At 70.6% G+C, this 21,997-nt stretch carries 21 protein-coding genes; 12 read left to right on the top strand and 9 right to left on the bottom strand.

Features of this window, described 5'->3' with window-relative positions; translation table 11 throughout:
• Positions 1-2: 2 nt before the first annotated feature.
• Positions 3-653, bottom strand: a complete 651-nt coding sequence (locus ACFWP5_RS23520) for a class I SAM-dependent methyltransferase (protein WP_384159781.1) — start codon at positions 651-653, stop codon at positions 3-5.
• A gap of 171 nt (positions 654-824) precedes the next feature.
• A complete protein-coding gene (locus ACFWP5_RS23515) occupies positions 825-2,561 on the bottom strand; it encodes an MFS transporter (protein ID WP_384159778.1) in 1,737 nt (578 codons plus the stop codon).
• A gap of 184 nt (positions 2,562-2,745) precedes the next feature.
• Here ACFWP5_RS23515 and ACFWP5_RS23510 point away from each other — a divergent pair, with 184 nt between their 5' ends.
• The 6 genes from ACFWP5_RS23510 (at position 2,746) to ACFWP5_RS23485 (ending at position 9,454) form a co-directional block, all read left to right on the top strand.
• A complete protein-coding gene (locus ACFWP5_RS23510) occupies positions 2,746-3,969 on the top strand; it encodes a lipid-transfer protein (protein ID WP_384159775.1) in 1,224 nt (407 codons plus the stop codon).
• A gap of 63 nt (positions 3,970-4,032) precedes the next feature.
• Positions 4,033-5,586, top strand: a complete 1,554-nt coding sequence (locus ACFWP5_RS23505) for an MFS transporter (RefSeq protein ID WP_384159772.1) — start codon at positions 4,033-4,035, stop codon at positions 5,584-5,586.
• A gap of 51 nt (positions 5,587-5,637) precedes the next feature.
• Positions 5,638-6,186: a SigE family RNA polymerase sigma factor gene (locus ACFWP5_RS23500; RefSeq protein WP_384159768.1), complete on the top strand. Its 549-nt coding sequence runs from the start codon at positions 5,638-5,640 to the stop codon at positions 6,184-6,186.
• Positions 6,186-7,016: a hypothetical protein gene (locus tag ACFWP5_RS23495; RefSeq protein ID WP_384159765.1), complete on the top strand. Its 831-nt coding sequence runs from the start codon at positions 6,186-6,188 to the stop codon at positions 7,014-7,016. The genes ACFWP5_RS23500 and ACFWP5_RS23495 overlap by 1 nt, the downstream gene beginning before the upstream one ends.
• A gap of 309 nt (positions 7,017-7,325) precedes the next feature.
• Positions 7,326-8,279, top strand: a complete 954-nt coding sequence (locus ACFWP5_RS23490) for a GNAT family N-acetyltransferase (protein ID WP_384159762.1) — start codon at positions 7,326-7,328, stop codon at positions 8,277-8,279.
• A gap of 224 nt (positions 8,280-8,503) precedes the next feature.
• Positions 8,504-9,454, top strand: coding sequence for a class I SAM-dependent methyltransferase (locus tag ACFWP5_RS23485; protein WP_384159759.1), 951 nt, complete (start codon positions 8,504-8,506; stop codon positions 9,452-9,454).
• Between the two features lie 20 nt (positions 9,455-9,474).
• Here ACFWP5_RS23485 and ACFWP5_RS23480 read toward each other — a convergent pair whose 3' ends face one another.
• The gene (locus ACFWP5_RS23480) at positions 9,475-10,107 is read right to left on the bottom strand and encodes a response regulator transcription factor (protein WP_033281879.1); all 633 of its coding nucleotides are present in this window, start codon (positions 10,105-10,107) and stop codon (positions 9,475-9,477) included.
• A gap of 336 nt (positions 10,108-10,443) precedes the next feature.
• Between ACFWP5_RS23480 and ACFWP5_RS23475 the strand changes: the two genes are divergently transcribed.
• Positions 10,444-12,006 carry an alpha-L-arabinofuranosidase B gene (locus tag ACFWP5_RS23475; protein WP_384159756.1) on the top strand — a complete coding sequence of 521 codons (1,563 nt, stop codon included), beginning with the start codon at positions 10,444-10,446 and terminating at the stop codon, positions 12,004-12,006.
• On the opposite strand, the gene ACFWP5_RS23470 is transcribed toward ACFWP5_RS23475, so the two are convergent.
• From ACFWP5_RS23470 to ACFWP5_RS23455, 4 genes are read right to left on the bottom strand one after another with little or no spacing between them, the layout of a single operon-like run.
• The gene (locus ACFWP5_RS23470; protein WP_384159753.1) at positions 11,984-13,339 is read right to left on the bottom strand and encodes a sensor histidine kinase; all 1,356 of its coding nucleotides are present in this window, start codon (positions 13,337-13,339) and stop codon (positions 11,984-11,986) included. The two genes, ACFWP5_RS23475 and ACFWP5_RS23470, sit on opposite strands and share 23 nt — an antisense overlap.
• Before the next feature lie 17 nt (positions 13,340-13,356).
• Entirely contained in the window at positions 13,357-14,073 is a 717-nt protein-coding gene (locus ACFWP5_RS23465) for an ABC transporter permease (RefSeq protein ID WP_384159750.1), read from the bottom strand.
• Complete coding sequence (locus ACFWP5_RS23460; protein ID WP_384159747.1) at positions 14,070-14,231, bottom strand: hypothetical protein; 162 nt, start codon at positions 14,229-14,231, stop codon at positions 14,070-14,072. The genes ACFWP5_RS23465 and ACFWP5_RS23460 overlap by 4 nt, the downstream gene beginning before the upstream one ends.
• A complete protein-coding gene (locus ACFWP5_RS23455; protein WP_384159851.1) occupies positions 14,228-15,109 on the bottom strand; it encodes an ABC transporter ATP-binding protein in 882 nt (293 codons plus the stop codon). Before ACFWP5_RS23455 ends, ACFWP5_RS23460 begins: the two co-directional genes overlap by 4 nt.
• 367 nt (positions 15,110-15,476) lie before the next feature.
• On the opposite strand from ACFWP5_RS23455, the gene ACFWP5_RS23450 reads away from it, so the two are divergent.
• The 3 genes from ACFWP5_RS23450 to ACFWP5_RS23440 all read left to right on the top strand — a co-directional run bounded on the left by ACFWP5_RS23450 (position 15,477) and on the right by ACFWP5_RS23440 (position 18,473).
• A complete protein-coding gene (locus tag ACFWP5_RS23450) occupies positions 15,477-16,337 on the top strand; it encodes a MaoC/PaaZ C-terminal domain-containing protein (RefSeq protein ID WP_384159744.1) in 861 nt (286 codons plus the stop codon).
• Between the two features lie 83 nt (positions 16,338-16,420).
• On the top strand, positions 16,421-17,497 hold the full coding sequence (locus ACFWP5_RS23445) for a Zn-dependent alcohol dehydrogenase (protein ID WP_384159741.1): 1,077 nt from the start codon (positions 16,421-16,423) through the stop codon (positions 17,495-17,497).
• Positions 17,498-17,525: 28 nt separating this feature from the next.
• Positions 17,526-18,473, top strand: a complete 948-nt coding sequence (locus ACFWP5_RS23440; protein ID WP_384159738.1) for a 3-oxoacyl-ACP reductase — start codon at positions 17,526-17,528, stop codon at positions 18,471-18,473.
• 126 nt (positions 18,474-18,599) lie between these two features.
• On the opposite strand, the gene ACFWP5_RS23435 is transcribed toward ACFWP5_RS23440, so the two are convergent.
• Positions 18,600-18,767 carry a hypothetical protein gene (locus tag ACFWP5_RS23435; RefSeq protein ID WP_384159735.1) on the bottom strand — a complete coding sequence of 56 codons (168 nt, stop codon included), beginning with the start codon at positions 18,765-18,767 and terminating at the stop codon, positions 18,600-18,602.
• A gap of 125 nt (positions 18,768-18,892) precedes the next feature.
• Positions 18,893-20,173, bottom strand: a complete 1,281-nt coding sequence (locus ACFWP5_RS23430) for a hypothetical protein (RefSeq protein WP_384159732.1) — start codon at positions 20,171-20,173, stop codon at positions 18,893-18,895.
• Positions 20,174-20,371: 198 nt separating this feature from the next.
• On the opposite strand from ACFWP5_RS23430, the gene ACFWP5_RS23425 reads away from it, so the two are divergent.
• Together ACFWP5_RS23425 and ACFWP5_RS23420 are read left to right on the top strand one after the other, a co-directional pair.
• The gene (locus tag ACFWP5_RS23425) at positions 20,372-21,253 is read left to right on the top strand and encodes a Nif3-like dinuclear metal center hexameric protein (RefSeq protein WP_384159729.1); all 882 of its coding nucleotides are present in this window, start codon (positions 20,372-20,374) and stop codon (positions 21,251-21,253) included.
• Positions 21,250-21,993 (top strand): zinc ribbon domain-containing protein, encoded by a 744-nt coding sequence (locus ACFWP5_RS23420; RefSeq protein WP_384159848.1) that lies wholly within the window; start codon positions 21,250-21,252, stop codon positions 21,991-21,993. The genes ACFWP5_RS23425 and ACFWP5_RS23420 overlap by 4 nt, the downstream gene beginning before the upstream one ends.
• The last annotated feature ends 4 nt before the right edge of the window (positions 21,994-21,997 follow it).

Genomic DNA, 21,997 nt, shown 5'->3' with positions numbered 1-21,997 from the left:
GCTCAGATGCCGGTGCCGGTGCGCCGTAGGACACGGAGGGAGTCGGTCACCGAGACCTCCGTGAACGCGCCGGACTCCAGCGCCCTGAGGTACACCCGGTACGGGGCCTGCCCGGTGAACTCGTCCTCCGGGTCCGGGAACACGTCATGGATGACGAGCAGCCCGCCCTCGGCGACATGGGGCGCCCAGCCCTCGTAGTCCCCGTTCGCATGCTCGTCGGTGTGCCCGCCGTCGATGAAGACGAGGCCGAGGGGGGTGCCCCAGATACGCGAGATCTGCGGCGAGCGTCCGACGAGGGCGACCACGTGCTCCTCCAGGCCCGCCTTGTGCAGGGTCCTGCGGAACGTGGGCAACGTGTCCATCAGCCCGATCTCCGGATCGACGGTCTCCGGGTCGTGATACTCCCACCCCGGCTGCTGCTCCTCACTGCCCCGGTGATGATCGAGCGTGAGCGCGGTGACCCCGGCTTCCCGGGCGGCGTCGGCGAGGAGGAGGGTGGAACGCCCGCAGTACGTCCCGACTTCGAGGAGGGGGAGCCCGAGCTTTCCCGCTTCTACGGCGGCGGAGTACAGGGCCAGTCCCTCACCGACCGGCATGAATCCCTTGGCTGCCTCGAAAGCGGCGAGGATCTCGGGCTTGGGTGCCGGGGGCATGGGGTTCCTCTCGATAGGGCTGCACGCACATGCTCCCGCACCCCCTGCCGAACGATTCGACAGGGGGTGCGGTGTGGTTTTTGCTTTTAGGGGCGCGGGGCCATATCGATATGCGGCTCCGCCGCGTGGGCGCGACCAGCCCCCACGCACCCGCAGACGACGAACTTCCGACTAGGCGCTGACAGTCTCACCGGGCAAGGACAAATCCAGGTCCACGGCAGCCTCGTCCCCGGCGTGCGTCGCCGACGAAGCAAGCGGCCCATGACCACTCGCCCGCGCCGCCAGCACATACGCCCCCTGCGACGGCACAGCGAGAACATAACTCCCGTCCTCAGAGGACAGCGTCGCCCCCGCCTGCCGCCCCCGCCGATCGATCAACGTGACCTTGGCCCGGGCGACCGGAACACCGTCGGCGCCAAGAACCCGCCCCCGGAACCCCCGCAGAACCTCCTCGGCCCGCTCAAGGTTGGCCTCCTCCTCGCTGCTGAAGTTCAGCTGCGGAGCCCGGTTCGGCTTCGGAAGGAACAGCGCCATCAGCAGACCCACGGCAACCGCACCCGTAGCGATCAGGAACGACACGTGGAACCCGCGCATCGTCGGGATGGCGACCCCGCCCACATGGTTCGCGGTATTGGCGAGCACCATGCCGATCACCGCGCTGGAGACGGACGTACCGATGGACCGCATCAGGGTGTTGAGCCCGTTCGCCGCACCGGTCTCGGACGCCGGCACGGCACCCACGATCAACGCGGGCAACGACGAGTACGCGAGCCCGATACCCGCACCGAGAACGACGGCGATGACCAGGGACTGCCAGGCCGCGGTCATCAGGCCGAGGCCCGCGCCGTAGCCGATGCCGATGATCAGCATGCCGAGGATCAGGGTGACCTTGGGGCCGTACTTCGCCGAGAGGCGGGCGTAGACCGGGGCCGTGAACATCATCGTCAGGCCGAGCGGCGCGACCAGCAGACCGGCGGTGACCATCGACTGGCCGAGGCCGTAACCGGTGGCCTTGGGCAGCTGGAGGAGCTGGGGCAGGACGAGGGAGACGACGTAGAAGGAGACGCCGACCATGATCGAGGCGAGGTTGGTGAAGAGGACCGCCGGGCGGGCCGTGGTGCGCAGGTCGACCAGCGGGGCCTTCAGGCGCAGCTCCATCACGCCCCACAGGAGGAGGACGACGGCGGCCGCGGCGAACAGGCCGAGCGTGGTGCCGGAGGTCCAGCCCCAGTCGCTGCCCTTGGTGATGGGCAGGAGGAAGAGGACGAGACCGGCGGACAGGCCGATCGCGCCGAGCACGTCGAAGGTGCCCTCGGCGCGCATCGGGGACTCCGGTACGACGAGGAGTGTGAGGGCGATCGCGAGGACGCCGAGGCCTGCGGCGCCGTAGAAGAGCGCGTGCCAGTCGGCGTGCTGCGCGACCACGGCAGCGGCGGGCAGCGCGAGACCGCCGCCGACGCCGATCGAGGAGCTCATCAGGGCCATCGCCGAGCCGAGCTTCTCGCGGGGCAGCATGTCGCGCATCAGGCCGATGCCCAGCGGTATCGCGCCCATCGCGAAGCCCTGGAGCGCACGGCCCGCGATCATCGTGAGCAGGTCGCTGGTGAGGGCGCTGACCAGCGCTCCCACGACCATGATGGCCAGGCTGGTGATCAGCATCCGCCGCTTGCCGTAGAGGTCGCCGAGGCGGCCCATGATCGGCGTGGCGACGGCTCCGGACAGGAGGGTCGAGGTCAGGACCCAGGTGGCGTTGCTGGGCTCGGTGCTCAGCAGCTGCGGCAGGTCCTTGATGACCGGGACGAGCAGGGTCTGCATCACCGCGACAACGATGCCCGCGAAGGCGAGCACCGGCACGACGGCGCCGGACGGCCTCCGTGCGCCGGGCTGGTCGGTCGACGTGTGCGTCATGGAGTAGGGCCTCCAGGCCGTGAGTGTGGCGTGATCCGTGCGGGATAAGTGCACGGTAAACCTCGTATGCATGGGCAACTATTCCGATGCTTCGGCGTACTAACGAATTCTTGACCGTCCCGTGAATATCTGACTCGCCGTCAAGTCTGGTCTTTCACTGGAACGTGTTCTAATCTCGCCCGCCATGAAGGCCTATGTCGCAGGCGTCGGGATGACGAGGTTCGAGAAGCCCGAGACCAGGGAGTGGCAGTACTGGGACATGGTCCGCGAGGCCGGGAACGCCGCCCTCGCGGACGCCGGGATCTCCTACGACGACGTAGAACAGGTTCCTGTCGGCTACTGCTTCCAGCCCTCGACCGCCGGCCAGCGCGCCGCGTATGAACTCGGTCTCACCGGCATCCCCGTCTACAACGTCAACAACAACTGCGCCACCGGCTCGACCGCCCTGATGCTCGCCCGGCAGCTCGTCGAGGGCGGGGCCGCCGACTGCGTGCTGGCACTGGGCTTCGAGAAGATGAAGCGCGGGGCGCTCGGGGGCGGCACGGACGGCGGAGACTTCGCGACCTCCCCCGTCGCCCGGCACTACGGCGTCATGGCCGCCCGGCACGGCTTCGAGATGACCCCGCCCACCGCCCAGATCTTCGGCGACGCGGCCCGCGAACACATGGAGAAGTACGGCACGACCGAGGCACAGCTCGCCGCCGTCGCCGCCAAGAACCACCGGCACTCCGCGCACAACCCGTACGCCCAGTTCCAGGACGTCTACGACGTCGACGACATCCTCGCGGCCCGGGCCGTCCACCACCCCCTGACGAAACTCCAGTGCTCACCGACCTCGGACGGCGCCGCGGCGGCGGTCGTGGTCTCGGAACGCTTCGCGGAGGAGCGAGGGCTGATGACGGGTCCTGGACCGGGCTCGCTCGTCGAGATCGTCGCCCAGGCGATGACCACCGACACCGAGGACTCCTTCGCCTCCGGCTCCTGCATCGACGTCGTCGGACAGCCCATGTCCCGGGCCGCCGCCCGCCAGGTCTACGAACGGTCCGGACTCGGCATCGAGGACGTGGACGTCGTAGAACTCCACGACTGCTTCTCGATCAACGAACTCCTGACGTACGAGGCGCTCGGCATGTGCGAGCCGGGGGAGGCCGGGAAGCTCGTGGAGTCCGGGGGGACGACGTACGGCGGGCGGTGGGTGGTCAACCCGTCCGGCGGGCTGATCTCCAAGGGGCATCCGCTGGGGGCGACCGGGATCGCCCAAGTCGCCGAGCTGGTGTGGCAGTTGAGGGGGACGGCGGGGGAGCGGCAGGTGCCGGGGGCCGAGGTGGGGCTCGCGCACAACATCGGGTTGGGCGGGGCGGCTGTGGTGACGTTGCTGCGGGCGGTCACGGCTGTGGCCGCGGCTTAGGTCGTATGGCGGGCCCGCGGTCGGGCGAAATGCCGATGCCAGGGGCGTGGGCCGGTTGAGAGTATGACGTCCATGCCCCGAGCCGCTGATGTCTCCCCAATATCCCGCCCGTCCCGCCGGGGCGCGGCACCGCCCGCCTGGCTGGTCGTCGCGCTCGCGTGTGCCGGGCAGTTCCTCGTCGTCCTCGACGTGTCCGTCGTCAACGTGGCGCTGCCGTCGATGCGGGCCGACCTCGGGATGAGCGCGTCCGGGCTGCAGTGGGTGGTCAACGCGTACGCCATCGCCTTCGCGGGGTTCATGCTGCTCGGCGGGCGGGCCGGCGACCTCTACGGCCGCAAGCGGATGTTCCTGGTCGGGCTCGCGCTGTTCACCCTGGCCTCGCTGGGCGGCGGACTGGCCCAGGACGGCTGGCAGCTGCTGCTCGCCCGGGCCGTGCAGGGACTGGGGGCCGCGGTGCTGGCACCCTCGACGCTGACCATCGTCACCTCGGCGGTGGCGGAGGGCGCGGCCCGCGCACGGGCCATCGCCACCTGGACGGCGGTCGGCGCCGGCGGCGGAGCCGCGGGCGGACTCGTCGGCGGGGTGCTCGTGGACACGCTGTCCTGGCGGTGGGTGCTGCTCATCAACGTGCCCGTCGGCGCGGTCGTCCTCCTCAGCTCACTGCGATGGCTCCCGGAGAGCCGCGCCGGAGACCGGCGACGGCTCGATCTGCCCGGTGCCGTCCTGGTCACGGCGGGGCTCGGTGTGCTGGCCTACGGCATCTCCCAGACCGAGGCCGAGGGCTGGACGGCCGCGGCCACCCTGGTGCCGCTGGCCGCCGGACTCGCGCTGATCGCGCTCTTCCTGGTCGTCGAGGCCCGCACGGCGGCTCCACTGATGCCGCTCGGGCTGTTCCGGGCACGGGCGGTGTCGTCGGCGAACGCGGCGATGTTCCTGTCCGGCTCCGCGATGTTCTGCATGTGGTTCTTCATGACGTTGTACGCCCAGAACGTGCTCGGGTACACACCGCTGGAGGCCGGGCTCGCGCTGGTGCCGAGTTCCCTGGCCGTCCTCATCGGCTCCAAGTCGGCACCCCGCTTCATGCCGGTGCTCGGCGCGCGCAACGTGGCCGTCCTCGGGACGCTGGTGGCGGCGGTGGGCTTCGGCTGGCAGTCGCTGATGACCGCGCGGGGCGACTACCTGACCGAGATCATGTTCCCCGGAATCCTGATGATGCTGGGCGCCGGCCTGACGGCCACCCCGCTCGCCGCACTCGCCACGTCCGGGGCCGCGCCGGGGGAGGCCGGCCTGGTCTCCGGGTTGATCAACACCTCGCGCACGATGGGCGGTTCGCTGGGTCTCGCCGTGATGTCGACGATCGCGGCGGCACGTACGGCGCGTGCGGCGGGAAGCGGTGGCGGCACGCGGGAGGCGCTGACGGAGGGGTACGCGCTGGCGTTCCGTACGGGGGCGGGGGTGCTGCTCGGCGGGGTGGTGCTGATGGTGGTGTGGCTGCCGTGGGGCAAGGCGGCGGGGCCGTCGGCGACCGGGGTGGCTGGGGCGAGTGGGGGCAGTGGGGAGGCGGCGGAGCCTGCGGAGTCCGTGACTCCTACGACTTCCACGACTTTGGAGAAGTGAGGCAACGGTTCGGGCGGCTCATGGACTCCTATAACCATCTAGGAGGTGCCCATGGGGGATCGCAAGCAGGCTCGGGAGGCTCGGGATGACGGGTTCCAGAGCTTTGTCATCGGCCGCTGGCCGCGGCTGATGCGGACGGCATTTCTTCTTACGGGGGAGCAGCACGCCGCGGAGGACCTGGTCCAGTCGACGCTCGAACAGACCTTTGTGGCCTGGCGCAAGGTCGGCTCGGCCGACGATCCGGAGGCGTACGTACGGCGCGTGATGATCAACACGCACGCACGCAAACACCGCAGACGACTCAAGGAGTTCCTGGCGCCCAGGGACGACTCGGGCCTGGTACGCGAGATCGCCGACACCGGTGACCGCATCGCCCAGGCCGAGGACCGCAGCGCCCTGCTGGAAGCACTGGCCCAACTGCCGCCGAGGCAGCGGGAGGCGGTGGTGCTGCGGTACTGGGAGGACCTGACCGAGACACAGACGGCCCAGGCGATGGGCTGCTCGGTCGGCGCGGTGAAGAGCAACGCGGCCAAGGGGATCGCGAAACTCCGCGCCATACCGGGACTCGCCGAGATGGTGACGCAGGGAGGGCGGAAGTGATGAGCGCGGACCGGGAGACGAACCAGACCATGACGGACAGAGACATCGCCCTCCTGCTGGCCGACGCCGCGGACGAGGTCGAGATCGGTATAGCCCCCTACCAGGCGGTGATCCGCGGCGGCCGTCGCCGCCGGGCCCGCCGCTGGGCACTCGCGACAGCCGCGGCACTGGTGATCACGGGCACGTCGGGCACGCTGGCGTTGGCCGGACTGCGCGACGGGAACGGGGTCGAGGTGTCGCCGGCGGTGACACAGCAGTCGACCGAGCCGTTGACTCCGGAGGAGCGGCATGTGTACGAGCCGCAGGCGACCGTGATCGCCACGGGCATCGTCGGCGGCAAGGACTGGTCGGTCACCGTCGACGTGTGGGGTGCCCCGCGCAGCGAGGGGGAGGCCTGGGCCCAGTTGCAGCGTATGAAGGCGTTCGGCGAGGTGCCGGTGGACGCGAGGAAGTCGTCCCAACTGGTCGGCAAGTACTCGTTCTTCGCGCGCCGGATCATCGGGGACGGGAAGGAGTCCATCCTCACGGAGAACTCGGTCGACACGAAGGACGAAATGGCGGGCACCGACCTCGATTCGGCCGCGCTCTCCCTGGACCCGAAGCACACCACCCCCCAGCGCCTGGTGATCGGCCAGGTCGCCAAGACCGCCCAGGAGGTCACGTGTGCGTGGAAGGACGGTAGCTCGACCGTTGCCCGCAGGGTCGCGGAGGGCGCCGACGTCAACACCGACGAATCGGCGATCCGACCGGTGGCCGGCTCATCGGCCAACTGGTTCGTGTGCGTCGGGCCGGAGGGGACGACGTTCGACTCGGTGAAGGTGACGAAGTGACGCCGTAGGCGAACTGGCGCTGAAGCAGGGCACGTTCGCCCTGAGGATCGTGACGCGCGGCGGCGGGTGTCGGCGGTCGGCCGGCGCGACCGAGGGACATGGGCAGGGACCTGGGCAGCGACATGGGCAGGGACCTGGGCAGGGCCGGCCCGCCGTCGGTTCCGCCGCCACGACGACGCGTTGTGTACGACGCGTTTCGTACGAAGCGTTTCGTACGACGTGCTTCGTATGGTGGGCTGCCGACTGCCGCGATCGGCGGCCCGGAAAACGGTTCGCCGACTGCGCGGGGCTCTGGCACGGTGGCGCACTATGACGAACGTCGAGCTGGTGACCGTCGCGGACTTGCGGCTCATGCAGGGGCTGGCGCAGCGTGTCACCGCCATCCGTCCGGAGCTGGTGAACGCCGAAGCGATGTTCGGCGAGCTGGCCTGGAACTGGGGCAAGGGGCATGCCGACGACGACACGGGCCGGCCGCGGCGGCTGTGGTTCTCCGACGGGGAGCTGGTGGCGTGGGGCTGGGCCCGTCTTCCGCACCGGGTGCGGCGGAGCGACGGGTCGGTGAAGGACATCACCGACGCCTGTCTCACGTACCAGGTCCACCCCGACCACGCCGGGCTGGTCGACCAGGTGATCGACTGGTACGACGGTACGGCGGCGGGCATCGAGCGCACGGTGATGCCCAGCGCCGCCGACGAGTTCGCCCTGAAGCGATGGGGGGCGCACGGCTACGAGACCGACTCGGCCGCGCTCGGCGACACCGGGTCCTGGACCCAGCTCAACGAGCGCGACCTCACCGACGTGGAACAGCCGGTACTTCCAGAGGGGTTCAGGTTCCGCACCGCCGACGAGACCGGCCCCGAGGCCGCGGTCCAGGCCCACCTGGACGCCTGGGCTCCCTCGGCGTACACGGCCGCATGCTACGAGGGCGTCCGGCGGACGCCGGGATACCGGGGCGACCTGCACATCCTGGTGGAGGCACCGGACGGAACGATGGCCTCCTCGACGATCATGTGGCTCGACGAGACGAACAGGACCGCCGAGTTCGAGCCGGTCGGGACGCATCCGGAGTACCGGCGTCTGGGGCTGGCAAGGGCGATGCTGCTGCACGGGATGCATCGGGCGCGGGCGGCCGGGGCCACGCATATGACGGTCGCCTGCCTGGGCGCACCGGGTCATCCCCGGGCGCGCGAACTGTACTACGGCCTTGGATTCCGGGAGTTGTCCCGGGACGCGCCGATCGTCAAGGCTGCGGGCGTGGGCTGAGTTCTTGAAAAGTGTGGTCGGCGTGGTCGGGGCTGCCGTCCTGGTGGCCCTTGGGCGGGGTGTCGACATGGTTTCACCGTGCCGCTGGGGTGGTGCCCCCTCGGCTTCGACTCCCGTCCCGTACACGGGAGTTGACGGGATTCACGCGAGCGTCCCGGATGGGTGGTGACCTGGGCTTTCGGTTCGGCCGCTTCTACGATCGACGTATCGGAGAGGGGGACCGGATGGATCGGATGGACCCGACCGACCGGATAGAGCGGAACCGGCGGGGGCGTGACATCCGCACGGTCGAGGACGTACTCCGGCTTCTGGACGGGCTGTTCGCGCCGGACGCTGATCGTTGGACCTCTGGGGCTGCCTCCTGGTGGGACGGGTTCTATGCCGACCGTGCCAAGCCGGTGCCGTTCTTCGTGGCGAAGCCGGACGAGAACCTGGTCGGGTATCTCGACCAGGGGCTGATACCCGGGGGTGGCCGCGCCCTGGACCTGGGCTGCGGCCCGGGGCGCAACGCCCTTCACCTGGCCGCGCGGGGCTTCGAGGTGGACGGGGTGGATCTGTCGCCGACGGCTGTCGCGTGGGCGGAGGAGCGGGCGCGGGAGTGGGAACGGGACGGATGGCGGGGGCAGGTGGGCGACCGGGACCTGGCAGGGGGCGGGGACCGGGACCGGAATCGGGTGGGCGACCGGGACCGGGACCGGGCAGGGAGCGGGAACGGGGATCGGGATCGGAATTGGGTGAGGGAGGCGGGGGTGGGGGAAAGGGAGGGGGAGGGCCCCCAGGTTCGCTTTCACTGCGGGGACGTGTTCGCCCTCGCCGGCATCGAACTCCCCGGCCCCTACGACCTCGTCTACGACTCAGGCTGTTTTCACCACCTGCCCCCACATCGGCGCATCAGCTACCTCGCCCTGCTGGACCAAGTCCTCGCCCCCGGAGGGCACTTCGCGCTCACCTGTTTCGCGGCGGGTGGGATGGGGTCCGAGTTGCCCGATGCCGAGCTCTATCGCGGCTCCGGGCTTCAGGGCGGGTTGGCCTACACGCCTGATGAACTGCGCTGGATATTCGGGGAGTTGGAGGTGGTCGAGCTGCGCCGGATGCGCGACGAACCGGCCGGATCGCCGTGCTTCGGGGAGGACTTCCTCTGGACGGCGTTGTTCCGCCGGGGGAGCGGAGCGTAGGCCGAGGGCCGGGGGCGGGGCTACAGCCAGCCCTGCTGACGGGCCTCCCGCATGGCCTCCATGCGGTTGCGGGTGCCTGTCTTGCCGATGGCCGAGGAGAGGTAGTTGCGGACGGTGGATTCGGAGAGGTGGAGCTTCGTGGCGATGTCGGAGACCGTCGCGCCGTCCACCGAGGCCTTGAGGACATCGCACTCGCGGGCGGTCAGCGGGTTCGGGCCGGCGCTCAGCGCGGCGGCGGCGAGTGCCGGGTCGATGACCGTCTCGCCGGTCAGGACGCGGCGGATCGCGGCGGCCAGGTCTTCCACCGGGCCGTCCTTCACCAGGAAGCCCGCCGCGCCCGCCTCCATCGCCCGGCGCAGATAGCCGGGGCGGCCGAAGGTCGTGAGGATCAACACCCGGCAGTCCGGGGCCTGTTCGCGGAGTTCGGCGGCGGCGTCCAGACCGCTCATGCCGGGGAGTTCGATGTCGAGGAGGGCGACGTCGGGGCGGTGGGTCAGGGCGGCGTCCACGATCGTGTCACCCCTTCCGACCTGGGCGACGACCTCCAGGTCCGCCTCCATGCCGAGCAGGAGGGCGAGGGCGCCGCGCATCATGCCCTGGTCCTCGGCGAGCAGCACTCTGACGGACTTGGCGGGCCGGTGGTCCCGGGGCATCTCATCCACGGGGCAAGCGTAAGGCCCAGGTAGACCCAGGGCGGTTGTCAAAAACTCTTCATTGTTCGCGTCCGCGAGTCTTGACGGTCTCCGGCTGCGGGCAAACAATCGCCTCGGCATTCTGCAATCACCGTGGAATTTCCCGTACCGGGCCGATTCCGGAAACCTTTCGACAAACTTTCGGCAGTTCGACATTTCGATCGCGAATGGGTTCGGTATATCGATCGAACGGCGTCCGGTATATCGACCAGTCGCCCGTGCTCCCACTCCAAGCACCCTGCGCCACCCGCTCCGACCACACCCGCACCGCCCTACCCGCAACAGAAGAGGTGCACCGTGTTCCTGAGATTCCTCCGCACCCGGCCGCGTCGGCTGAGAAACGCCACCCTGGCCGCACTGTCCGCGCTCGTGACCGTCCTCGCGCTGGCCGTCGGCGTTCCGCAGGCGTCGGCCGCCACCTCGCTGCCGTGCGACATCTACGCCACCGCCGGGACGCCCTGCGTCGCCGCGCACAGTCTCGTCAGAGCGCTCTACTCGTCGTACAACGGCTCGCTGTACCAGGTGCAGCGGGCCTCCGACAGCGCCACCGCGAACATCGGCCTGCTGACGGCCGGGGGGTATGCCAACGCGGCGGCCCAGGACTCGTTCTGTTCCGGTACGACGTGCGTCATCACCAAGATCTACGACCAGTCCGCGCGCCACAACGACCTGACGATCGAGGGCGCGGGCGGGGCCGGCGCCGCCGATGTCGGGTCGCCCGCGGACGCGCTGCCGGTGACCGCCGGCGGACACCAGGTCTACGGCCTGGAGATCTCGGCCGGCATGGGCTACCGCGACAACTCCACCTCGGGCGTGGCCACCAACGGCGCCGCCGAGGGGATGTACATGGTGACCTCGGGCACCCACGTCAACGGCAGTTGCTGCTTCGACTACGGCAACGCCGAGACGAACAACAAGGACACCGGCAACGGTCACATGGACGCGATCAACTTCGGTACCGAGTGCTGGTTCTCGCCCTGCTACGGCGGGGGTCCCTGGGTGCAGGCCGACCTGGAGAACGGGCTGTTCCAGTCGGACTCCGGGTACAGCAAGAACACGGCGAACACCGGCACCGGGGCGATACCGTTCGTCACCGCTTTGCTGAAAAACAACGGTCAGGACCATTTCGCGCTGAAATCCGGAAACGCACAGTCGGGGAGTCTCACGGCCTCCTATTCCGGGGGTGAACCCACCACGAGTGGTTACTCGCCCATGCATCAGGAGGGCGCGATCGTCCTGGGCACCGGCGGGGACAACAGCAACGGCTCCATCGGTTCGTTCTTCGAGGGCGTCATGACCGCGGGCATCCCGACGGACGCCGCCGACAACTCCGTACAGGCGAACATCGTGTCCGTCGGCTACGGCGGCTCGACCGGCACCACCGGGACGCTGGCCGCCGGTTCGGAGATCTCGCTGCGCGCGACGACCTCGTGCTGCACCGGCGACTACATCCGCCACCAGAACAACGCGGCGGTCGTCTCGGCCATCACGTCGAGCAGTTCGACGGTCGACAAGGGCGACGCCACCTGGATCGTCCGCAGGGGACTCGCCGACAGCTCCTGCTACTCCTTCGAGTCGCGGAACTACCCGGGCGACTTCCTGCGCCACTACAACTACCAGCTCTACCGCCAACCCATGGTCGGCACCACGCAGTTCAGACAGGACGCCACGTTCTGCGCCTCGACCGGCAAGAGCGGCACGGGCACCTCGTTCGCGTCGTACAACTACCCGACGAAGTTCATCCGGCACTACAACCTCAACGTCTACATAGCGAGCAACGGCGGCTCCAACACCTGGGACAGCGCCACCTCGTGGACGGACGACGTGAGCTGGGTGGTTACCGCTCCCTGGGCGCCGTAGCTCCAGCCGTAGCTCCAGAAGTAGTTCCAGCCGCAGCTCCCGTCGTAGCCACCACAGCGGACGTCAAGTCCACTGCCTCGACCGGGAGTTCGGCGGTGACCGTGAAGCCGCCGCGTGGCGACGGGCCGGCCCGCAAGGAGCCGCCCGCCGTCGCGAGGCGTTCGGTCAGGCCCTTCAGGCCGGTCCCGTCGATGGTGATGCCCTCGGCGGGACCGGTCGCCGGGGAGTCCGCGTCCTCTGGGCTGTCCCCTGTGCCGTCCCCGGGGCCGTCGTCGGCGACGGTCAGGCGGACGCGGTCCAGGACGCCGTCGAACGTGATCTCGCAGCGGGTCGCGCGGCTGTGCCGTACGACGTTGGTGACCGCCTCGCGGACCACCCAGCCCAGCAGGGCCTCGTTCTGCGGGGTCAGGGGCAGGCCCGACCGGCGGACCACCGGATCGATGTCGGCGGCGGACAGGGCGGAGCGGGCGCGGTCCAGTTCGGTGGCGAGGCTGCCCTCGCGGTAACCGGTGACCGCCTCGCGGATCTCGGTGAGCGCCTGCCGGCCCACGGCCTCGATGTCGGTGATCTGGTCGAGCGCGGCCTCCATGTCACGGGGTGCGAGGCGCCGGGCCGCCTCCGACTTCACGACGATCACCGAGAGGGTGTGCCCGAGCAGGTCGTGCAGATCGCGGGAGAAGCGCATCCGTTCCTTCTCGACCGCGCGGCGGGCCAACTCCTCGCGGGCGGCGCGCAGTTCGCGTACGGCCTCGGAGAGGGAGAGGATCGCCGCGGTCACCATCGTCGACAGGAACGTGCCGTACGCGATGTTGATCGCGTCCCAGCCCGACCGGTACACGGAGACCGCGGCGGCGAGTGCGGTCAGCGCGAGGCCGACCTGGCCGAGGCGCGGGCCCCGCACGACGGCACCCGTGGCGAGGCCGAGCAGGGGGAAGAAGTAGAGCCAGCTGCCGCCGTAGCCGAGGGCGAGGCCGCAGGTGATCAGGCCCATCACGACCAGGGCCGCCAGGGTCGAGACCGCCGTCCGCTTCTCCTTCACGAAGGAGCGGAACACGACATAGATGTAGAGGGAGTTGAAGACGAACAGGCCCAGGCCGCCGATCCAGGGGTTGGAGGTCTTGCCCTGGAGGAGGTTGGAGAAGGAGCCCATTCCCATCAGCAGCCACGGCAGCAGGGAGAAGCCGGTCGGCGGCGGGCCGGGGTTCTCGGGCCACTCGCCCTTGCGGCGGGCCTCCTTCTGCGCGGTCTTGAACTCCGCCATGTCGGCCTTCCACTGGGCCCGCGCCGTCCGCCAGGCGCGCAGCTGGCAGGTGATCCCTCGCATCCAGGACATCTCTCTCGCTCCCCCGGTCACACGGTCCGCCCGGTCCGGCGGTACGCCAGGACAGCGTACGAACCGAACGCGAGCAGCCAGGCCGTCAGCACCACGATCGCGCCGAGCGCCGGGGCGTGCCCGTCGGCGACGGAGGTGCCGAGTTCGGCGAAGCGGTTGGTCGGGGTGTAGTGGGAGATCGCGCGCAGCCAGCCGGGGAAGAGGCTGATCGGGAACCACAGGCCGCCGATCACCGCGAGCCCCATGGTGCAGGCCATGTTCGCGACGCCGGTGGTCTGCGAGGTGAGCCCGTAGCCGTTGCCGAGGCCGAGCAGGGTGAAGGGGATCGAACCCAGCCACAGGAGCAGCGCGATCGCCGCCCACTGCCAGGCGTCCAGCCGTACGCCGTTGACCAGGCCGGCCGCCGCGAGCACCGCGACGATCGCGGGCAGCACGGTCACCGAACCGGTCAGCGCCCGGCCGACGACGACCTGGCGCGGGGTCATCGGGGTCACCCGCAGTTGCCGCAGCCAGCCGATCGCCCGGTCCTCGGCGACCCCGCCGCCGGTGTTGAGGGCGGAGCCGACCGCGCCGTAGGCGGCCATCCCGACCATCGCCGTGGCCTTGTAGCCGCTGTCGTCACCGCCGAGGTTCGTGAACAGCAGGTACATCATCACCGGCATCGCGATCCCACCGATCACGAAGCCGATGTCGCGCAGGGTCCGGCGTACTTCGAGGCGCAGGTAGTCGATCATCGGACGGTCTCCGTCTCGGGGGAGGTGCGGGCGGTGGAGGTGTTGTTCGGGGATGCCGGGGTGGCTTTGCGGCGGCGGATCGTGGCCGTACCGCCGGTCACCGAGCCGGGGTCACGCGTGGTCCGGCGGCCTGCGAGCCGCAGACGGTCGCGCGTCACATCGTCTCCAGTTCGCGTGCCGTCAGTGTCAGGAACGCGTCGTCGAGGGAGGCCGGGGTGACCTCCAGGCCGCGGATCGCGTTGCGGGCGGCGAGGGCGATCACGGTCGCGTCCGAGTCGTCGGTGCGCAGCAGCGCGCGGTCGCCGCGCACTTCGAGGGACCGTACGCCGGGCAGCAGGGTCAGGCCCTCGGTGGCGCGGCCGGCCAGGTCGAAGGAGACGAGGCTGCCGCCGGCCGCCCGCTTGAGCTGCTCGCCGGTGCCGTCCGCGACGATCCGGCCCCGGTCGATGACGACGATCCGGTCCGCGTGCTCGTCCGCCTCCTCCAGATAGTGCGTGGAGAACAGGACGGTGTGACCGCGCCGGGCATACGCCCGCATCGACTGCCAGAACGCGTGCCGCGCCTCCACGTCCAGCGCCGCGGTCGGCTCGTCGAGGACGATCAGCGACGGGTTCCCGGCCAGCGCTACGGCGAACCGCACGCGCTGTGTCTGCCCGCCCGACAGCCGGTCCACCCGCCGGCCGGCCAGCTCGCCGATACCGGCCAGCTCCAGGGCCCGCGCGACGGGCATCGGCGCCGGATAACGCCGGGCGACGAAGGCGACCAGCTCGCCGACGGTGACCCGGGGCACCGCCCGCGCCTCCTGCAGCATCGCCCCGACCAGGCCGTTGTGTACGGCCGACTCCGGTGCGGCGCCGAACAGTTCGACCGTGCCGGCGTCGGGCGCGTTCAGCCCGAGCAGCAGCGAGATCGCCGTCGACTTGCCCGCGCCGTTGCGGCCGAGCAGCGCGACCGTCTCGCCGCGCCCGATCTCCAGGTCCACACCGTCCACGGCACGCACCGCGCCGAAGGTCTTGACCGCCCCCGCGAAGGACACGGCACGCTCTGTCCGGTCTGGCGTCCCGCCTACCGCCCTGACCGCCGCCCCACCTGTCTGTGTCATGGCTATGACGCTACGGATCCGCGCCCCCCGCCCGGCAGATGCGCATGTACGGACTCGGGCAGGACAAATGTCACGGGTGCCGGAACGGACGCCGGTATCGACACCCACCTGACGCACCGTCAGGAGCCTTCACAAGTGCGGGGCGCTCGGCTATACAGAAGGGCGCCGGACTGGAACGCGTTCTAGGTCGGCCCGTGACGACCTCGGTGCGGCCGACGGTGCGGACGGCCGCACCGGGGTCTCTCGCCACCATGACGCACGCCGCCGCCACCGGCGTTCGCCGCCACCGAACAGGAGACCCATGCCGATCGACGCCGCCAGGGCACTCGCCGCCGAACCCCGCTCGGGAGAGATCTCCTGGACCACCAAGGACGTCCAGCTCTACCACCTCGGCCTCGGCGCGGGCACCCCCGCGACCGACCCCGACGAGCTGCGCTACACCCTGGAGTCCCGGCTGCACGTCCTGCCGAGTTTCGCCACCGTCGCGGGCAACGGCTCGCCCGGCGTGATCAGCGGCCTGTCCATGCCCGGCGTCGAGGTCGACCTCGCCCGCGTCCTGCACGGCGGCCAGTCCCTGCGCCTGCACCGCCCCATCCCGGCGCAGGGCACCGCGACCAGCACCGGCCGTATCGCCGCCGTCTACGACAAGGGCAAGGCGGCCGTCCTCGTCATGCGCACCGAAGTCGCCGACGCCGACGGCCCGTTGTGGACCAACGACGCGCAGATCTTCGTACGGGGAGAGGGCGGCTGGGGCGGCGACCGCGGCCCCTCCACCCGCCTCGAACCCCCAACAGGCGCCCCCGACAAGGTCGTTGAGCGTGCCGTCCGCGAGGACCAGGCCCTCCTCTACCGCCTCTCCGGCGACTGGAACCCGCTGCACGCCGACCCCGAGTTCGCCAAGCTCGCCGGGTTCGACCGGCCCATCCTGCACGGGTTGTGCACCTACGGCATGACGCTCAAGGCGGTCGTCGACACGCTGCTCGACGGCGATGTGAGCCGGGTGCGCGCGTACGACACACGGTTCGCCGGAGTGGTGTTCCCCGGCGAGACGCTGCGCATCCGCATGTGGCGGCAGGGCGATGCCGAGGTGCGGGTCGCGGTGAGCGCCGTGGAACGGGACGACGCACCCGTCCTCGCCGACACGACCGTCGAACACTCCTGACCCCGAATGACCGCCGAACACCCCTGACCCCGAATGATCGTCGAACACTCCTGAGCCAGGCCAGAGTTGAGGGGAGCCGCATCATGCTCGCAGCCGTACTGCACGAGATAGGCCAGGACAAACTGGAGGTCCTCGACGACGTCGAGGCCGTGGGATTCGGACCAGGCCGGGTCCGGATCCGGGTGCGCGCCACGGGGCTGTGCCACTCGGACCTGTCCGCGATGGCCGGCGTCCTGCCGCAGCCCGCCCCCTTCGTACCCGGGCACGAAGGTGCCGGCGAGATCCTCGAAGTCGGCGAGGGCGTCAGCCACTTGAAGCCCGGTGACCGGGTCGTCGTCTGCTGGCTGCCGGCCTGCGGGGTGTGTCCCGCCTGCAAGCGCGGCCAGACCCAGCTGTGCCTGGCCGGTTTCATGAACGCGGGCACCCCCAACTTCAAGCGCCCCAGCGGCGATGTGTTCGGCTTCGCGGGCACCGGCACCTTCGCCGAGGAGGTCGTCGTCGACGCGGGCTGCGCCGTACCGATCCCCGACGACGTGCCCTTCGACATCGCCGCCCTCATCGGCTGCGGCGTCACCACCGGACTCGGCGCCGCCCTCAACACCGCTGACGTGGAAGCCGGTTCGTCGGTGGCCGTCATCGGCTGCGGCGGCGTCGGCATCTCCGCGATCCAGGGCGCCCGGCTCAAGGGCGCCGCCGAGATCGTCGCCGTCGACCCGGTCGCCTCCCGCCGCGAGGCCGCCCTCAAGTTCGGTGCCACGAGGGCGATCTCACCGGACGAGCTGCCCGACGCCAAGCAACAGGTCACCGGCGGCGAGGGCTTCGACTACGTCTTCGAGGTCGTCGGCCGCTCCGCCACCGCCCGCACCGCCTACGAGAACACCCGCCGCGGCGGCACTCTCGTCGTCGTCGGCGCGGGCGCCCTCGACGACTATCTCCAACTCAGCATGTTCGAGCTGTTCTTCGACGAGAAGCGCATCCTGCCCTCGATGTACGGCGGCGGCGACGTGCTGCGTTCCTACGAGCGCACGATCGCCCTGTGGCGGGCGGGCCGCGTCGACCTGGAGAGCCTGATCACCCACCGCGTACCGCTGGCCGACATCAACGAGGCCCTCGACCAGATGCGCCAGGGGACGGCCCTGCGCACGTGCATCGAGATCTGAGGACACCTCTTCCACTGAAAGGACCTTGATGTCACTGCCACTTGAGGGCCTCTCCGCGATCGTCACCGGCGCCGGACGCGGGCTCGGCCGGGCCGAGGCGCTGGAACTCGGCCGGCTCGGCGCGGCCGTCGTCGTCAACGACTACGGACAACCGGGCCGGGACGGCTCCGGCGAGGCCTCCGCGGGCCCCGCCGAACGGGTCGCCGCCGAGATCCGCGAGGCGGGCGGCCGGGCCGTCGCCCACACCGGGGACGTCGCCGACTTCCAACAGGCCGCCGAACTGGTCGAGTTGGCGATCGCCGAGTTCGGCAGGCTCGACATCCTCGTCAACAACGCGGGCATCCTGCGCGACCGCATGGTCTTCTCCATGACGGAGGGCGAGTGGGACGCGGTGATCCGGGTCCACCTCAAGGGCCACTTCAACACGACCCACTTCGCCGCCGCGCACTGGCGCGAGCGGTCCAAGGCGAGTGGCGCACAGGTGTACGGGCGGATCGTGAACACCTCGTCCGAGGCGTACCTGGCCGGTTCGGCGGGACAGCCCAACTACGCCGCCGCGAAAGGCGGAATCGTCGGCCTGACCACCTCCACGGCCCTCGCCCTCGCCAAGTACGGCGTGACCGCGAACGCCATCTGCCCGCGCGCCCGCACCCGGATGACCGAGGACGTCTTCGCCGGTTTCCAGGAGCCCGACGACGGCCTCGACCCGCTCGCCCCCGAGCATGTCGCCCCGCTCGTCGGCTACTTGGCCTCACCCGCCGCCGAACGCATCAACGGACAGCTGCTCGTCGTCCACGGCGGCATGGTCGCGATCGTCGAACGCCCGCACGTCCAGGCCAAGTTCGACAGCAAGCAGGACATCTTCAGCTACGACGAGCTGGACGCCGTACTCACTCCGCACTACGCGCGGCGGCCGGACGGCGAGACGTTCGCGGCGGCGGAGGTGCTCGGGCTCAAGCGGGACAGCGACGGATAGGTCACCGGGACCCGGACACGGACGCGACCGACCCCGCCTGTCCGGACATTGACGCGGACGACCCCGCCCGTCCGGAGACGAGCGGGGTCGTGTCGTGCTGGGTGGTGCAGGGCGCCTGACGTGGCGTCAGACAGCCGCGTACCGGGACTGTTCGGACTGCTCGGACGGCTTGCGGTGACGGCCGTGGGCGGCCGAATCGCCGTCCTGCGCCGAGACCGGGCCCCGGTGCTTGCCGTGGCCGGAGGCCTCGTGTGTGTCGGCAGACATGGTCTGCGCGGTGTTCGTGTCGTTCATCGGATACTTCACCCCGTAGCAACATGATCCTTCATACAGCCCGGCGATCTTATCCAGCCGTTCCCGGGGTGAAGCGAGGCGGCCTGCCGTCCGGAACGAGTTCGTTACCGAGCCACACCACTTTGTTACCCGACGGCCACCCGGCCGTTGAGCGGAGCCTCCCGCAAGGGCACCGGACGGGGTGCGACCGGCACCGGAGGATCCGGCTGTGACGGTTTCGACGGCCCCGGCGCGGCCTCCCCAGGCGCGCCCCCCGTCCCGTCCCGAACCGGATCCTCCGGGCGTGTTTCCCCCGTACCCCCCGTCGCCCCCGCCACCCCGGGGTTCCCCCCTGCCCCTGGGCCCCCGATTTCCCCCGCCCCCCTGGGCACCGCGAACCGCGCCACACCGCACGGCACTTCCTGTGTGGCGTACGGCAGTCGCAGCACCCCGTCCTCGGTCCACAGCCCGGCGCCCGCCAACCACCCCTCGGGCGCCGGGAGTTGGAGCAACTGCCGTTCGGCGGGCCGCCATACGGCGAACCAGGTGCCGGCCGGCCCGTCGATACGGAGCGCGACCCCGCAGTTCTCCGGCATCAGCACCTGCCCCGGCTGGATCGCGAACGGCGTCACCGTGCAGTCCGGCAGCCGCAGGCACTCCGGGAACCGCACCGGCAGCGTGGAGCCGATCACCCCCCAGCCCAACCGGTCCTCCCGCCCCGGCGACGGCGCGTCCGAGCGGATCAGCAGCAGCCCGCTGTCGGGATCGGCCGCCAGCAGCCGGTCGTCGCTGTCCGCGGCGATCTGCAGCAGCGGCGACACCTCGCCGTCCCGCTCCAGGTCCACCACGATCGCCTTGGTCCGCCCGCCGACCTCCCGGTCCAGGGCCAGCATCCGTCCCGCCCGGTCCAGCCAGACCCCGCCCGAACACCGCCCCGGGACCATCGCGAGATGCTCCGGCCCGAACGCCCCGCCCGCCACCAGCCACACGGCGGTCGAGCGCCGGCCCACGGCGAGGGCGTACGCCTTCTCGCCCCCCGGCGCGGGCGGCAGCAGCCGCAGCCGGGTGTCCGGGTCCGGGCACTCGACCGCGCCGAGCAGCAGCTCACCCGTGCCGGGACCGGTCGGGTACAGCAGCGAGAACGCGTGCCGCCCGTCGACCAGCCGCCGGATGAGCACCCGCCCGTCGCCCATCGGCTGCACCTCGGTACCGGGCTCCTCCGGCTGGTTGCCGGGCAGCGGCACCGCGTACGGCTCGGGGCCGTCCAGCGTCCACCGCTCCGGGAACAGACAGTCGCCGGCCGGCGCGAGGCGGGCGGCGTACGCCCCGTCCGCGGTGATCGCACACTGGGTGCCATCGGTCCGCGGTTCCCCGCACTCGTCCCCGTCCTCGTCCTGAGCCGTGGGCTCGATCGCACAGGCCGTCATGGTTCGGTCACCTCCGGCGACGAAACTAGTTTTCGCACGTACGGGCGTGGGACCGATGAGCAGCCTCATCATCCATAAGGGTGGCCAAGTAACGATTCGCCTGAGGAAACGGGGGCGGGTGTGCTGAACGGGGCCGCGCACCTCCGTACGGCCGGTTCAGCGGTTCAGCCGATCGGTCCAGCCAGGTAGCCTTTCCCCGTGCCCCGTCAGTCCGTACCCCGCCTGTCCGAAGTCATCGCCGCGCTGGAGAACCTGTGGCCCGCCGAGCGGGCCGAGTCCTGGGACGCGGTCGGCACCGTCGTGGGCGACCCGGACCAGGACGTCACCCGCGTGCTGTTCGCCGTGGACCCGGTGCGGGAGATCGTCGACGAGGCCGTGAAGCTGGGCGCCGACCTGCTGGTCACCCACCACCCCCTCTACCTGCGCGGTACGACCACGGTCGCGGCCTCCACCTTCAAGGGCCGCGTGGTGCACACCCTGATCAAGCACGACATCGCGCTGCACGTCGCCCACACCAACGCCGACCGCGCCGACCCGGGAGTCTCCGACGCCCTCGCGGGTGCGCTGGACCTCAGGGTCGTAGGACCACTCGTACCGGACCCGACCGATCCGGAAGGCCGCAGAGGCCTGGGCCGGATCTGCGAGCTGGACCACCCGCTGACCGTCCGCGACCTCGCGGCCCGCGCCGCCGAACGGCTGCCCGCGACAGCGCAGGGCATCCGCGTCGCGGGCGACCCCGAGGCCCTGGTCCACCGGGTCGCGGTCAGCGGCGGCTCCGGCGACAGCCTCTTCGACGACGTACGAGCGGCAGGCGTAGACGCTTTCCTGACAGCGGACCTCCGCCATCACCCCGTATCCGAGGCCCGCGCCCAAAACCCTCAGAACCCTCTCGCGCTGCTCGACGCCGCGCACTGGGCCACCGAGTGGCCCTGGTGCGAGCTGGCCGCCGCCCAGCTCGACGAGATCTCCGACCGCGAGGGATGGGACCTGCGGGTCCACGTCTCCAAGACGGTCACCGACCCCTGGACCGCCCACGCGGCGTCCACCACCACACCTGACAAACCTGGAGCCCCCAACTGAACGCCGCGCCCGCCGACCAGATCCGACTTCTCGACGTCCAGGCCCTCGACGTACGCCTCTCGCAGCTCGCGCACAAGCGCAACTCGCTGCCCGAGCACGCCGAGATCGACTCGCTGACCAAGGACCTCACGCAGCTGCGCGACCTGCTCGTGGCCGTGCAGACCGAGGAGAGCGACTGCGCCCGCGAGCAGACCAAGGCCGAGCAGGACGTGGACCAGGTGCGCCAGCGCGCCACCCGCGACCAGCAGCGCCTCGACTCGGGTGCCGTCACCTCGCCCAAGGACCTGGAGAACCTCCAGCGCGAGATCGTCTCCCTCGCCAAGCGCCAGGGCGACCTGGAGGACATCGTCCTGGAGGTCATGGAACGCCGTGAGTCCGCGCAGGAGCGCACCGCCGAACTGACCGAGCGGGTCGGTTCCGTGCAGGGCAGGATCGACGACGCGACCGCCCGCCGCGAAGCCGCCTACGAGACCCTCGACGCCGACGAGGCCAAGGCCGAGAAGGAGCGCGAGGTTCTCTCGGCCACCATCCCCGCGGACCTCCTGAAGCTCTACGACAAGCTCCGCCAGCAGCAGGGCGGCATCGGCGCGGCCAAGCTGTACCAGCGCACCTGCCAGGGCTGCCGCCAGGAGCTGGCCATCACCGATTTCAACGAGGTCCGCGCGGCGGCCCCCGACACGGTGGTCCGCTGCGAGAACTGCCGCCGCATCCTGGTGCGCACGTCCGACTCGGGTCTGTAAGGAG

This window comes from Streptomyces sp. NPDC058469, from assembly GCF_042721125.1.
Taxonomy (GTDB): Bacteria; Actinomycetota; Actinomycetes; order Streptomycetales; family Streptomycetaceae; genus Streptomyces.
The sequence above is the reverse complement of the archived record's forward strand: the minus strand, read 5'-3'. Positions and strand labels throughout refer to the sequence as shown.

What these genes read in the sequence shown, in the direction of transcription:
- ACFWP5_RS23520 (WP_384159781.1), bottom strand. Translation starts at nt 653, where the DNA reads ATGCCCCCGGCACCCAAGCCCGAGATCCTCGCCGCTTTCGAGGCAGCC.
- ACFWP5_RS23515 (WP_384159778.1), bottom strand. Translation starts at nt 2,561, where the DNA reads ATGACGCACACGTCGACCGACCAGCCCGGCGCACGGAGGCCGTCCGGC.
- ACFWP5_RS23510 (WP_384159775.1), top strand. Translation starts at nt 2,746, where the DNA reads ATGAAGGCCTATGTCGCAGGCGTCGGGATGACGAGGTTCGAGAAGCCC.
- ACFWP5_RS23505 (WP_384159772.1), top strand. Translation starts at nt 4,033, where the DNA reads ATGACGTCCATGCCCCGAGCCGCTGATGTCTCCCCAATATCCCGCCCG.
- ACFWP5_RS23500 (WP_384159768.1), top strand. Translation starts at nt 5,638, where the DNA reads ATGGGGGATCGCAAGCAGGCTCGGGAGGCTCGGGATGACGGGTTCCAG.
- ACFWP5_RS23495 (WP_384159765.1), top strand. Translation starts at nt 6,186, where the DNA reads ATGAGCGCGGACCGGGAGACGAACCAGACCATGACGGACAGAGACATC.
- ACFWP5_RS23490 (WP_384159762.1), top strand. Translation starts at nt 7,326, where the DNA reads ATGACGAACGTCGAGCTGGTGACCGTCGCGGACTTGCGGCTCATGCAG.
- ACFWP5_RS23485 (WP_384159759.1), top strand. Translation starts at nt 8,504, where the DNA reads ATGGATCGGATGGACCCGACCGACCGGATAGAGCGGAACCGGCGGGGG.
- ACFWP5_RS23480 (WP_033281879.1), bottom strand. Translation starts at nt 10,107, where the DNA reads ATGCCCCGGGACCACCGGCCCGCCAAGTCCGTCAGAGTGCTGCTCGCC.
- ACFWP5_RS23470 (WP_384159753.1), bottom strand. Translation starts at nt 13,339, where the DNA reads ATGTCCTGGATGCGAGGGATCACCTGCCAGCTGCGCGCCTGGCGGACG.
- ACFWP5_RS23465 (WP_384159750.1), bottom strand. Translation starts at nt 14,073, where the DNA reads ATGATCGACTACCTGCGCCTCGAAGTACGCCGGACCCTGCGCGACATC.
- ACFWP5_RS23450 (WP_384159744.1), top strand. Translation starts at nt 15,477, where the DNA reads ATGCCGATCGACGCCGCCAGGGCACTCGCCGCCGAACCCCGCTCGGGA.
- ACFWP5_RS23445 (WP_384159741.1), top strand. Translation starts at nt 16,421, where the DNA reads ATGCTCGCAGCCGTACTGCACGAGATAGGCCAGGACAAACTGGAGGTC.
- ACFWP5_RS23440 (WP_384159738.1), top strand. Translation starts at nt 17,526, where the DNA reads ATGTCACTGCCACTTGAGGGCCTCTCCGCGATCGTCACCGGCGCCGGA.
- ACFWP5_RS23435 (WP_384159735.1), bottom strand. Translation starts at nt 18,767, where the DNA reads ATGAACGACACGAACACCGCGCAGACCATGTCTGCCGACACACACGAG.
- ACFWP5_RS23430 (WP_384159732.1), bottom strand. Translation starts at nt 20,173, where the DNA reads ATGACGGCCTGTGCGATCGAGCCCACGGCTCAGGACGAGGACGGGGAC.